Here is an 11,814-nt window from a genome sequence, read left to right as displayed (position 1 = left end):
GCGGCGCGCGTGCTCAGCAGCCCGGGTAGTCCGTGCCGGCGACGTTCGCGAAGTGGCAGTAGGACGGCTTGGGCGCCGGGTAGGGCCCGGCGAAGTCCTTGAGGACGCCGAAGCCGTACGCGAAGCCGGACGACGACTGCACGGTCGGCGAGTCGCGGAGGCTGTGCAGCATCACGGCCCCGACGTCCGGCGTCGTCAGCATCTCGTTCACGTAGGCCCGGAGCATGCGGCGCTGCTCGGTCTCGGTGCGCTGGGTGTCCCCGTGGTCGCCTCCGACCCCGCCCGTCGTCGACGCCCCCGCTTCGGTGATCCAGATCGGCGTCGTGTCTCCAACCTCGGTCCGGACGCGGCGCACCACCTGCATGCCGCGGGCCGTGCTGCTCCCCGCGCCGACGACGTCGGAGGTCGGGTACAGGTGCACGGCGAGGCCGTCCCAGCACCGGCGACCCATCGCCTTGTGGAGCGCCCGCACGAAGCGCAGGTACGGCTCGTGCAGGCCTGGGGTGCCGTTGCCGACCACCGCGCTGAGCCCCGGCGCGAGCACGGGCCCCGTGGCGCCTTGGGCGTGGATCGCGTCGTAGGCCGCGCACTGCATCCGCGCCATGCGGTCGGGGTTGGGCCACCGCGCGGTGCGCCAGAAGGACTTGATGTTGGGCTCGTTCCAGGTCTCGATGGCCGCCCACGGGAAGCGCTTGGCGAGCATCGTCACGAACCGCGAGTAGGCGGCGATGTCCGCCGGCGGCCGGCCGGAGTCCTCCCGGCTGGCGCGCATGGCGCAGGAGAAGTCCAGGAGCGGGCAGCGCGCGTCGTCCGACGCCCACACGGGCGCACCGACGACCGTCAGGATCGGGCGCATGCCGTGCTGGACCAGGTCGGCGTACAGGTCGTCGAGCCAGTCGAGCGCGTGGACGTCGATCTGCCCGCGGCGGGGCTCGATCTGGTGCCACAGCAGCGCGATCCGCTGGGCGTTGCCGCCCGCCATCCGGATGAGCGCCGTCTCCTGCTTGGCCGTGATGCCGGTGCGCTGCGTCTCGGCCGAGAGCGTGGAGCTGAAGCCGAACAGGCGCCCGGACTGCCGGGGATCGACGTCGGGGTTCGAGGTCGTCTTCCCGTTGGCGTCCGGCGCGAGGTCGGTGCTCTCGTCGCGGTCCTCGGAGTTCGCGCATCCGGGGTCCTTGAGGTCAGTGACGCCGTCGCCGTCGTTGTCCGCGCCGTCGCGGCACTGCGGCGGCCGGGGGCAGGCCGGCTGCAGCAGGCCTCCGCAGGGCGTGGCGCGGGTCGAACCGGTCGGCGCAGGCGACGGGGCCGCCTCCGTCGAGGACGAGGGCGGCTGCACGATGTTGCAGACGATCTGCAGCAGCCCGCAGTTGGCCGCGGAGGCCGTCGCGGGCACCACGGCCCCGGCCACCACCAGCAGTGCGGCCGTCCCGGCCGCGAGCGCCCAAGCGCGCATGCGTCGTCCTCCCTGCCCCAGCATCTGACTCCCTTTCGCCGGCCCCCGGCTCGCACCTGCTCCTAGAGGAACAGCGTGCGCGCGCGCACAGACCCTCTCACGGCGGCACTGAGCTCCGCAAGGTCGACCGCCGCGTTGCCTGCAATCTCCGTTGCAGCGCGTGCTCGCGCCCGCGGGCCGGGCCCGTACGCGCCAAGGCGACGCAGCGCCCAGGGCGCCATGAGCCAGGGGCGCCGCAGGACCACCCCGGCGAGCGCCAGCAGCATGAGCGGATGGTCGACCTTCCAGAACACGCGCAGGACGAGGTGCTCGCGCAGCTGCGGGTGGCGCTTGACGACCTCCGCGAGGTGCGTCCAGCGCCACGCCTCGCGCATCTTGTCGCCCAGGCCGAGGTCGAAGACCGCGTGCAGGACGACCGCGTCGGGCGCCGCCATCTGCGGCGCGCCGAGCGCCTTGGCGCGGATGAGCAGGTCGGTGTCCTCCCCCGCCGCGACCGGCAGCGCCTCGTCGAAGCCACCGGTGCGGCCGAGCAGGTCGCGCGGGTAGGCGATGTTCGCGGTCTGCCCGTAGGCCGACGGCGGCGTGACCTCCTGCGAGCGCGCCCACGGCGCGTGGTGCAGGACCACGAGCTCGTCGGGATCGACCACGACCGGCCCCTGCACGATCGCGCCCGGCTGGGCGTCAGCGACCGCGAGCAGCCGCTCGAGCCAGTCGGGCGCCGGCCGGCAGTCGTCGTCGGTGAAGACGACGAGCGGCGCGCGGGCGGCGCGCCACCCGGCGTTGCGCTTCGTCGCCGGCCCGGACGGCGCGACCCGCTGCGCGCTCACCCCCAGCGGGTGCGAGGCCAGGAGCAGGTCGGTCTGCGCGCCCTGCGAGTCGTGGACGACGAGGACCTCGAACTCCTCGCGCGGGAGCGTCTGCTCCTCCAGCGCGTTGAGCAGCCAGCGCAGGCGCAGGGGGCGGTCGTGCGAGGGCACCACCACCGAGACCCGCGGCGCCGTCACGCAGCTAGCCCCGGTGCTCGCGGTACCACTCGAGGGTGCGGCGCAGGCCCTCCTCGAGGTCGACCTGCGGCTCCCACCCGGCGAGGCGCTTGATCTTCGCCGTGTCGACCCACTGGCGGTCGATCTCGCCGTCCGGCACGCCCGCCCCCTGGAACTCGGGCCGCACGTCGGAGCCCGCGACGCGCACGAGCGTCTCGACGACCTCACGGACGCTGTAGGGCCGCCCCGAGCCCGCGTTGAAGCCCTCGCCGCGCGCGCCGCCCTTGGGGTCGTCGAGGAGCTTGGCGATCGCGAGGTACGCGCTCACCGCGTCGGTGACGTAGAGGAAGTCGCGCTCGGGCGAGCCGTCGGAGCGGATGATCGGCGGGCGGCCGTCGAGCACCGCGTCGACGAGCTCCGGGATCAGCCGCGACGGGTTGAGGTCGCCGCCGCCGTAGATGTTGGCAAAGCGCGTCGTGGCGACCGGCAGGCCGAACGTGTGCCAGTACGAGCGCGAGATCAGGTCCGTCGCGGCCTTCGACACGTCATAGGGGAACTTCGGCTGCAGCGCGTAGTCCTCCTGGTACGGGAGGTCCTTGTGCGGGCCGTAGGCCTTGTCGGAGGCGGCGACCACGACGCGCTTGACGCTCGAGTCGCGGCAGGCCTCCATGAGGTTCCACGTGCCGCGCATGTTGGCGTCGAAGGTCGACGCCGGGGAGCGGTTGGCCGCGCCGACGATGGTCTGCGCCGCGAGGTGGAAGACGGTGTCGACCTCCTCCTCGTTGACGACGCGCTCGAGCAGCGGCGCGTCGAGCAGGTCGCCGTGGACGACGTGGCAGCGGCTCTCGGTGCCCTCGATGGTCAGGGCCGCCCGGGCGCGCCGGTCGCGCTTGAGCACGACGACGTCGACGCCGTCGTCGAGCAGCCCCTTGACCATCCACGCACCGAGCATGCCGTAGGCACCGGTGACGAACGCGCGCTTCATGCCCAGGTCCTCCACGGGGCGTCTCCCGACGCCCACAGGTCGTTCAGCAGGATCGAGTCCTTGTAGGTGTCCATGCAGTCCCAGAAGCCGCCGTGCCTGAAGGCGCGCAGCTCGCCCTCGCCGGCCAGCTGCTCGAGCGGCTCGCGCTCCAGGACGACGTCGTCGTGCACGACGTCGAGCACCCGCGGCTCGAAGACGAAGAAGCCGCCGTTGATCCAGTGCTCGGAGCGCGGCTTCTCGCGGAAGCCGGTGACCTTGTCGTCGCCGTCGAGGTCCAGGACGCCGAACTGCAGCTCGGGCCGCACGACGGTGACCGTGGCGGCTGCGCCGTGGGCGCGGTGGAAGTCCAGCAGCGCGCCCAGGTCCAGGTCGGCGACGCCGTCGGCGTAGGTCAGGCAGAACGTCCCGCCGCCGAGCTCCTCGGCGGCCTTGGCGACCCGCCCGCCCGTCGGCGTGTCCAGGCCCGTGTCCAGGCAGCGGACCGTGACGCCCTCGGGCCACGGGGTCTGCGCCGCGAACTCCTCCATCTGGTCGGCCAGGTAGCCCGTGAGCAGCAGGAAGTCCCGGAAGCCGTGCTGCGCGTAGATCTGCACCACGTGCCACACGATGGGGTGGCCGCCGATCTCGACGAGCGGCTTGGGGATCGTCCGGGTGTGCTCCTGCAGCCGCGTGCCGCGGCCGCCGCACAGGATGGCGACAGGAGGGGGCGAGTCCATTGCGGGCGGGCAGCTTGCCAGGTGGATCGGCGTGCCGCGTCGTCAGGCGGTGACGGGCTGCGCGCGGCGCCCGTCCCACGCGGCCTGGCGCCGGCGCGACCAGCGGATGGCGGGTTGCTCGACGAAGCGCCAGCTCAGCCAGCCCGCCACGGTGCCGCCCACGGCGCCCACCACGAACAGGCCGATCCAGCCGGCGCTCGACAACGTCGAGTCGGCCCGCGTGATGAACGCGAAGTGGTAGAGGTAGATGCCGTAGCTCACCGTCCCGGCGAAGAGCAGCCACCGGGCGCCCAGCACGCGGCCGGCGACGCCGACGCCGGCGACGCCGAAGACCGCCGGCCACAGCACCGCCGCCGCGAACAGCCCGTCGACGACGTCGCGCGTGGCGCGCGGAAGGCCCGCCTCCACCGCGATCGCGAAGAGCACCGGGGCCGCCAGCCAGGTGAGCGACGGCCGCGCCACCAGCCCGCGCAGCGGCCGAGGCGGAGCCTCGCGCGTGCCCAGCCACACGACGAGCAGGGCCAGGGCCATGCCCATCGCGAAGTGCCCGAGGAAGCGCGGCAGGACGAACAGCACCCACTGGCCGCTCTCCCCCGTCGTGACCTGCGGCGCGTAGACCGCGGTGTAGGCGAAGGCGACGATGCTCAGCGCGAGCAGGCCGGCGACCTCGACGCCCCAGCGCACCGGCCCGCGCCGGCCGAACGCGACCGCGATCGCGTAGAGCGGGAGGATTGCGTAGAACAGCAGCTCCGAGCTGAGGGTCCACGCCTGCCCGATCCCCTGCAGCAGCGTCGTGTCCGAGAAGCTCTGGGCGAAGCCGTAGTAGGTCAGCGGGTCGTCGCGGACCGCCGCCCCGCCCGAGCCGGCGATCGCCACGGCGGTCAGGGCCACCCAGTAGCCCGGCACGATGCGCATGACGCGGCGCAGGCCGAAGGCCCGGATGCCGACCACGCGGCCCTGCAGCCGGGCCACGACGAAGGGCCGGTAGAGCAGGAAGCCCGAGATCAGGAAGAAGACCGTGACGCCGACGTTGAGGTGCTCGAGGTACTCCTGGCCGCCGCCGCCCGCCGGCTGGGTCTTCGCCGCGTGGTAGGCGACGACCATGAGCGCCGCGATCGCGCGGGCCGACTCCACCAGCGGGTAGCGCGCGCCCGTGACCGCCTCGCGGCGCTCCTCGCCCGCAAGCGCGTCCCCCCTGGTCAGCGTCACCCCTCGCACAGCGGCCCCCTCGTCGCGCCGCGGGTCCCACACCCGGGCGCGCGCAGGCTAGCGCGCGACCGCCGCCCAGCGAGCCAGCTCGTCCTCGACGCGCTCCTCGACCTGCCCGCGTCCGACGAGGAGGTCGAGGTGCCCCAGGACCTCGGAGACGGTGAGGTAGGCCTGCGTCACGGCGACGTTGCCCCAGAGCGCCTGGGCGATCTCGTGGACCGACCGAGGCCCGGCCTCCAGCACGGTCAGGATCTTCGCCGCGCGCTTCTCGTGTGCGGCGAAGCGCTGGTCGATCAGGGCGCGGTGGTCGGTCACCGGCTCCCCGTGGCCCGGGAGGACGACCTCGAGGTCCATCTCGCGGGTCGCGCGCATCGAGTCCAGGTACGTCAGCAGCGCGTGCGGGCGCGGCTCCTCGGGACCGTCCAGCGGCCGGGAGACCAGCGGGTTCGAGGAGATGTGCCCGATGAGGTGGTCGCCGCCGATGAGCTCGCGGCGCTCCACGTCGTGGAAGACAGTGTCCGACGGCGAGTGGCCCGGGCGGTGGTGCACCGTCCACGTGCGGTCGGCGAACGCCAGCGCATCGCCGTCGACCAGCGTGCGCGTCACCTCGACCGACGCGCCCCACGCACGGAACTGGGCGCTCACCGCACGCAGCGCGAGGCCGACCTCGCTGGGCACGCCGTGGCGGCGCATGATCCGCTCGGCGAACGCGTCGTCGGCCTCCATGGAGGCGCTGTAGGACGCCAGCCACGGAGCGAGGAGGTCCAGCGCGCACACCTCCGCCCCGGAGCGCTCGGCGAGGATCGACGCGAGACCGATGTGGTCGATGTGCTGGTGGGTCAGGACGATGCGCTCGAGGTCCTCGACGCGCCGGCCGTGCTCGGCCAGGCAGCGCTCGAGCTCGACGAGCGCTGTCGCCGAGTTCGGTCCGCAGTCCACGAGCGTCAGCGGGTCGTCCTCGACCAGCAGGCAGTTGACGCGCCCGACCGCGAACGGCGTCGGGATGGCGAGGCTGCGGATCACGCCGGCTTGCGCAGCACGACGGCGTCCTGCACGTGGTTGATGGAGCGCGACAGCCGCGCAACGACCTCTGCCTGCCGGCCCCAGCGCTCCTGGAGGTAGGTCTCGCCGTGGAAGGTCAGGCCGTAGACGTCGTCCATGTCCGGCGAGCCCTTGGCCTGCAGGCCCGATCGCGCGTAGGGCAGGAACACGAGCCCCTCCTCCTCGAGGTCCGGGCCGTGGCCCTGGGCGGCCTCGACCATCGCGTCGGTCACCCCGATGAAGTGGCCGGCGCGCACCTCCCAGTAGGCCTGGGTGCCGAGCACGGTGAGGATCGCGGTCCCACCGGGCCGCAGGACCCGCAGGAGCTCCGTCAGCCAGGCGTCGCCCTGGGCCTCGGTCAGGTGCGTGAAGACCGAGATGGCGTAGACGAGGTCGAACTCTGCGTCGCCGAAGGCCAGCGGCGGCGCGAAGCCGTTGGCCTCGAAGCGCAGGCCCGGGCGGTTGCGGCTGGCCCAGGCGATGGACTCGCGGTCGACGTCCGTCCCCACCAGCACGGCGCCCGGCGCGAGCAGCGGTGCGACGCCGTCGACCACGCGGCCCGGCCCGCAGCCGAAGTCCAGGACGGCTTCGAAGTCCGCCAGGCGTCGCCCCGTGGCCTGCAGGGCGGCGTCGAGCTCCCCCGCGACCGCGCGACCGCCGGCGACGTAGGCCTCGCGTCCCAGCGCCCCGACCCGCGCCCGCAGCGTCCGGCCCGGAAGCGGCCGGTCGTCACCCGAGCGGCGGCGGTAGGCCACCCCGGCCAGCGGGTCCAACGCCGCCAGCACCTGCTTGGCCCCCGCCTTCACGGGGGCGGGCAGCCGGCGGCGCAGCGTGGTCTGGAGCGCGTAGCGGTTCACGGCCTAGGCGCGGATCACGCCCAGCACCTCGTCGCGCCTGGCCTCCATGTCCTGCTCGGAGACGAGCGACTCCAGCGTGAGGCGCAGCAGCGGCTCGGTGTTGGACGGGCGCACGTTGAAGTGCCAGTCGTCGAAGTCGACGGAGACGCCGTCGACCTTCGTGACCGTGGCGCCGGGGCGGGAGCCGTACTCCTGCTCGAGCTCGGCCATCTTCGCCGGGCCGTCGGCGACCTCGGAGTTGATCTCCCCGCTGATGAAGTACCTCGAGCGGTAGGGCTCGAGCAGCTCGCTCATCCGCTTGCCCTCGACGGAGAGCTTCTCGAGCACGAGCAGCGCGGGGATCGTGCCGGAGTCCGCGTTGTAGAAGTCGTGGAAGTAGTAGTGGCCCGAGACCTCGCCGCCGAAGATGGCGCCTTCGTCGCGCATGCGGGTCTTGAAGAACGCGTGGCCGACGCGGTTGACGTGCGCCGTGCCGCCGGCCGCGCTGACGGTGTCGGCGACCGCGCGCGACGCGCGCGCGTCGTAGAGGACGTCCGAGCCGGGCTTCTTGGCCAGGAGGTGCTCGGCCAGGATCGCGGTGAGGAAGTCGCCGTCGACGAAGCGGCCGGTGTCGTCGATGAAGAAGCAGCGATCGGCGTCGCCGTCCCACGCGATGCCGAGGTCCGCGCCCGTCTCGACGACCTTGCGCATGATGAACTCGCGGTTCTCGGGCAGCAGCGGGTTGGGCTCGTGGTCGGGGAACGTCCCGTCGGGCGTCCAGTAGGTCTCGACGAGGTCGAGCCCGAGGCGGTCGAGGATCGGGCCGACCATCGGGCCGGCCATGCCGTTGCCGCCGTCGACGACGACCTTCAGCGGCTTGACGTTCGACGGCTCGATGAACCGCAGCGCCGCCTCCTGGAACTCCGCGAAGAGGTCCACCTCCTCGCTGCTGCCGCCGCCGGGCGCGTCGCCGAGCTGGTCGCCGACCACGAGGTCGCGCAGCTCGCCGATGCCGGCGTCGCCGCTGAGCGCGATGGCCCCCTGCTTGACGAGCTTCGCGCCCGTGTAGGCCTTCGGGTTGTGCGAGGCGGTGCACATGAGCCCACCGTCGAGCTCGCGCGAGCCGACGAGGAAGTAGAGCATCTCGGTCCCGACCTGCCCGGCGTCCAGGACGTGGGCGCCCTCGGCCACCATCCCCTCGCGGTAGCGGCGGGCGAAGTCGGGGGCCTCGAGGCGCATGTCGCGCCCCAGGCCCAGCCGCAGCTCGCTCGTGGGCTTGCCCGCGAGGTCGGCGATGACGCGGGCGAAGCCGCGGCCGATCGCGTGGGCGACGTCGCCGTCGATCTGCTCGGTGTGCAGACCGCGGACGTCATAGGCCTTGAAGATCTCCGGAGGGGCCGGCATGGCGCCGGATCCTACGGGCGGTGGTGCGGCGGGTGGAGCGCGGCCGCGCCGCTAGGGTGCCGCCCGTGGACGGGGCCCGGCCGCTGCGCATCCTGCACGTCGTCGAGGCCTACGGCGGCGGCCTGCTGCGGATGGTCGTGGAGCTCACCGAGGGCGACGTCGCCACGGGCCACGAGGCGCTCATCGCCTACGGCGTCCGGCCCGAGACGCCCGCCGACCCGCGCGCGGGCCTCGACGCCCGCGTCGGCCTCCATCCGATGCCCTGGACCTCGCGCGGGCCGCGCCAGCAGGCGGCTGCGGCGCGCGAGCTGCGCAGGCTGGTCGGCGCCTGGAGGCCCGACGTCGTGCACCTCCACTCGTCCTTCAGCGGCGTGCTCGGCGTGCTCGTCGTCCCGCGGGCCATCCCCACCGTCTTCTCCCCGCACGCGTTCGCGTCGGTGCTGCCCGAGGGCGGCGCGGCGCGCCGCGCCGCCTACCGCGCGCTGGAGACCTTCGTCTGTCGCGGTGTGACGCTCGTCGGAAGCCAGTCCGACGTCGAGGCCGACCTCGCGCGCAAGCGCGGCGCGCGGGCCGTCGAGTCGATCCACAACGGCATCCGCGAGCTCGACCCCGAGGCGCTGCGCACGCGGTCGCACGAGCAGCCCGAGGGCCGCGCCGAGGTCGTCGCCACGGGCCGGACGGTCCCCCAGCGAGGCGTCGAGCCGGCCGCACGGATCCTCGCGCGCGTGCGCGAGGTCGCAGACGTCGCCTGGCTCGGCGGCGGTGGCGGCTCGCGCGGCGTCGCAGGCGCGCAGGCGCTGGCCGCCGCGGGCATCGAGCGCACGGGCTGGCTGCCGCGCGAGGAGGTCCTGGACCGCGTCGGCCGCGCCGCGGCCTACCTGCACTGGACGGCGTGGGACACGACGCCGATCTCCGTGCTGGAGGCGATGGCCCTCGACGTCCCGGTCGTCGCCTCCGACATCCCGCCCAACCGCGAGGTGCTCGGCCCGACGGGCGTGTGCGCGACCGAGGACGAGGCGGTCGCGCTCCTGCGCCGCCTCGCCACGGACCCCGGCGAGCGCCTGCGGCTGCTGGAGGCCCAGCGCGCGCGGCGCACGGCCTACGCGGCGCGGCGCATGGTGCGCCGCTGGCACGAGGTCTACGCGCGGCTGACGGGCTCCGCGGCGGCCACGGGCGGGGTGCCCTCCGCCGGCGCGATCGCCGGGGCCTGAGGCCGGTCGCGCGACTTCATCCGCAGGAACGGCCGCTCGACGAGCAGGTACGTGATGGCCGAGAGGACGCCCGTCGCGGCCGCCACCGCCAGGAAGGCGACGACGAGCGCCGGCTTGTCGGGCGCGTCCAGCCCCCAGTCGACGAACAGGAAGATCACCGGCGTGTGCCAGAGGTAGATGCTGTAGGAGGCGAGGCCGACCGCCTCGAATGGGCGCGTCTGCAGCAGGTCCCCCAACCACGAGCGCCCCGGCAGCGTGACCCCGAGCACCAGCAGCGCGCTCGCCATGCCCAGCACGGTGTCGCCGGGCTCGTTCTGCAGGACGCCGCCGTAGCCGGCCACGAGGAACGTCGCGCCGGCCAGGACGACGGCCGCGGGCAGCAGCGCCCGGCGCACCGCGTCCGGGATCCGCAGCAGGCCGTCGACCGCGGCGACCCAGACGAAGGCCGCCAGCGCGCCGTAGCCGAAGAGGTCGGCGTTGATCGGCAGGGTCTGGCCGATCGAGTACTCCCAGCGGCCGAGGTCGTCGGACGCGAAGTGCCAGAAGGCCTTGCCCACCAGGCCGACGAGCAGCAGCACGGCGGGGGTCACGAGCGCGGCGGTCGCGCGGCGCGACGCGCTCGCGCCACCCCGGCGGACCACCAGCGCGCCGAGCACGCCGAGGATCGGCAGCAGCACGTAGAAGGCGACCTCGACCGACAGCGACCACGCCGGCCCGATCCCGGTGAAGACGGTGTCCGGGTCGTAGGGCTGCAGGAGCAGGAGGTTGGCGATGAGCTCCCACGCGTCCTTCGGCATGCCCACGCCGCCCTCGCCGCGGGTGATGACCTGCTGCAGCACGAACGCGGTGACCAGGAGGATCACCCAGTAGGCCGGGAGGATGCGCAGCGCGCGGTGGCGCAGGTAGCGGCGCGCGGAGGGCAGCGGGCGCCCGCGCAGCAGCGCCGAGGCGATCGGCCGGTACAGCAGGAAGCCCGAGAGGACGAAGAAGAGCGTCAGCCCGGCGCGGAGGTCGACGACGCCGGCCCACAGCCCGGGGTGCATCGGCGTGTGCTGGCCGTCGGGCGCCGACACGAACGCGCCGACGTGGTGCACGAGCACCGCGGTCGCGGCCAGCGCGCGCAGGCCCTCGACCCCGCGCAGCCGCTGCGACCTGACGGTCGCGACCTCCTGATGGACCTCCATGCGTCCCCCCTCGCTCCTGCCGTCCCCCAGTGGCGGCGGCGCGTGATGCTAGCGGCTGGCGCGCACGCTCACGACCGCACGCTTGAGCTTGCGCGCGGCGCGTCGCGGCACGGACGCCGGGGGCGCCGCGGCGGGCTCCGGCGGCACCTCGTGGAGGTGCGCCTCGACGGTCGCACGCAGCTCAGCCTCGAGGGCCGCCGGGTCGAACAGGATGCGCTCGCGGTAGGGGAACTCGCCCTCCCAGAAGAAGCCCTGGACGCGGCGCTCGTCGGTCAGCGTGGCGCCGAAGCGCCCCGGGAGGTGCAGCTCGGGCTTGTGCACCACGTGGTGCTTGAAGGTGAAGTCGATCCCGCCCTCGTCGGTGAAGTCGCAGATCCAGTGGTGGTGCGACCAGCCCGACCAGAAGCCCTCCATGCCGGCGCTCTGCTCGGCCAGGCGGGTCGGGACCTCGACGTAGCCGGCCTTCGCGACGCGGTTGAGCTCGTGGCAGACCCAGATGGGGTCGCGGACGTCCTCGAGGGTCTGCGCGCAGAGGACCATGTCGAACTGGTCGTCCTCGAACGGCCACGGCTCGTGGTCGCAGATGTCGCGCTGCACCCACGTGTCGGCGGTGAAGCGCTCCGTCGAGGGGTCGACCGCGACGCCGTACAGCCCGCGGGTCTCGTAGGGCATGAGGTCGAGCACCCAGTCGGCGCGGCCGAAGGGCTCGGCCCAGCCGCCGACGTCCAGCACCACGGCGTCGTCGGGCAGCTCGCGCAGCAGGCGGTCTCGGTTGCGGGCCAGCACGGCGGG

At 73.8% G+C, this 11,814-nt stretch carries 11 protein-coding genes; 1 reads left to right on the top strand and 10 read right to left on the bottom strand.

Features of this window, described 5'->3' with window-relative positions; genetic code table 11:
- Positions 1-13: 13 nt before the first annotated feature.
- From JUB12_RS02935 to JUB12_RS02900, 8 genes are all read right to left on the bottom strand, one after another.
- Positions 14-1,453, bottom strand: a complete 1,440-nt coding sequence (locus JUB12_RS02935) for a cellulase family glycosylhydrolase (protein ID WP_205698122.1) — start codon at positions 1,451-1,453, stop codon at positions 14-16.
- Positions 1,454-1,515: 62 nt separating this feature from the next.
- Positions 1,516-2,457, bottom strand: a complete 942-nt coding sequence (locus JUB12_RS02930; RefSeq protein WP_205698121.1) for a glycosyltransferase family 2 protein — start codon at positions 2,455-2,457, stop codon at positions 1,516-1,518.
- Between the two features lie 4 nt (positions 2,458-2,461).
- Positions 2,462-3,421, bottom strand: coding sequence for an NAD(P)-dependent oxidoreductase (locus tag JUB12_RS02925; protein ID WP_205698120.1), 960 nt, complete (start codon positions 3,419-3,421; stop codon positions 2,462-2,464).
- Positions 3,418-4,137 carry a sugar phosphate nucleotidyltransferase gene (locus JUB12_RS02920; RefSeq protein WP_205698119.1) on the bottom strand — a complete coding sequence of 240 codons (720 nt, stop codon included), beginning with the start codon at positions 4,135-4,137 and terminating at the stop codon, positions 3,418-3,420. Before JUB12_RS02920 ends, JUB12_RS02925 begins: the two co-directional genes overlap by 4 nt.
- Before the next feature lie 42 nt (positions 4,138-4,179).
- Positions 4,180-5,346: an acyltransferase gene (locus JUB12_RS02915; RefSeq protein ID WP_205698118.1), complete on the bottom strand. Its 1,167-nt coding sequence runs from the start codon at positions 5,344-5,346 to the stop codon at positions 4,180-4,182.
- 57 nt (positions 5,347-5,403) lie between these two features.
- Positions 5,404-6,369 (bottom strand): MBL fold metallo-hydrolase, encoded by a 966-nt coding sequence (locus JUB12_RS02910; RefSeq protein WP_205698117.1) that lies wholly within the window; start codon positions 6,367-6,369, stop codon positions 5,404-5,406.
- Positions 6,366-7,244 (bottom strand): class I SAM-dependent methyltransferase, encoded by an 879-nt coding sequence (locus JUB12_RS02905; protein WP_205698116.1) that lies wholly within the window; start codon positions 7,242-7,244, stop codon positions 6,366-6,368. The genes JUB12_RS02910 and JUB12_RS02905 overlap by 4 nt, the downstream gene beginning before the upstream one ends.
- A 3-nt stretch (positions 7,245-7,247) precedes the next feature.
- Positions 7,248-8,627, bottom strand: a complete 1,380-nt coding sequence (locus JUB12_RS02900; protein WP_205698115.1) for a phosphomannomutase/phosphoglucomutase — start codon at positions 8,625-8,627, stop codon at positions 7,248-7,250.
- Positions 8,628-8,692: 65 nt separating this feature from the next.
- Between JUB12_RS02900 and JUB12_RS02895 the strand changes: the two genes are divergently transcribed.
- Complete coding sequence (locus JUB12_RS02895) at positions 8,693-9,838, top strand: glycosyltransferase family 4 protein (protein WP_205698114.1); 1,146 nt, start codon at positions 8,693-8,695, stop codon at positions 9,836-9,838.
- Here the strand turns inward: JUB12_RS02895 and JUB12_RS02890 are convergent.
- The gene (locus JUB12_RS02890) at positions 9,766-11,022 is read right to left on the bottom strand and encodes an acyltransferase (protein ID WP_205698113.1); all 1,257 of its coding nucleotides are present in this window, start codon (positions 11,020-11,022) and stop codon (positions 9,766-9,768) included. The genes JUB12_RS02895 and JUB12_RS02890 overlap by 73 nt on opposite strands.
- 48 nt (positions 11,023-11,070) lie before the next feature.
- Positions 11,071-11,808 (bottom strand): class I SAM-dependent methyltransferase, encoded by a 738-nt coding sequence (locus JUB12_RS02885; RefSeq protein WP_205698112.1) that lies wholly within the window; start codon positions 11,806-11,808, stop codon positions 11,071-11,073.
- Positions 11,809-11,814: the final 6 nt, after the last annotated feature.

The organism is Conexibacter sp. SYSU D00693, from assembly GCF_017084525.1.
GTDB lineage: Bacteria > Actinomycetota > Thermoleophilia > Solirubrobacterales > Solirubrobacteraceae > Baekduia.
The sequence above is the reverse complement of the archived record's forward strand: the minus strand, read 5'-3'. Positions and strand labels throughout refer to the sequence as shown.

Bases quoted from the DNA above. Each gene is read 5' to 3' on its own strand.
- JUB12_RS02920 (WP_205698119.1), bottom strand. From the start codon at position 4,137: ATGGACTCGCCCCCTCCTGTCGCCATCCTGTGCGGCGGCCGCGGCACG.
- JUB12_RS02890 (WP_205698113.1), bottom strand. From the start codon at position 11,022: ATGGAGGTCCATCAGGAGGTCGCGACCGTCAGGTCGCAGCGGCTGCGC.
- JUB12_RS02900 (WP_205698115.1), bottom strand. From the start codon at position 8,627: ATGCCGGCCCCTCCGGAGATCTTCAAGGCCTATGACGTCCGCGGTCTG.
- JUB12_RS02925 (WP_205698120.1), bottom strand. From the start codon at position 3,421: ATGAAGCGCGCGTTCGTCACCGGTGCCTACGGCATGCTCGGTGCGTGG.
- JUB12_RS02935 (WP_205698122.1), bottom strand. From the start codon at position 1,453: ATGCGCGCTTGGGCGCTCGCGGCCGGGACGGCCGCACTGCTGGTGGTG.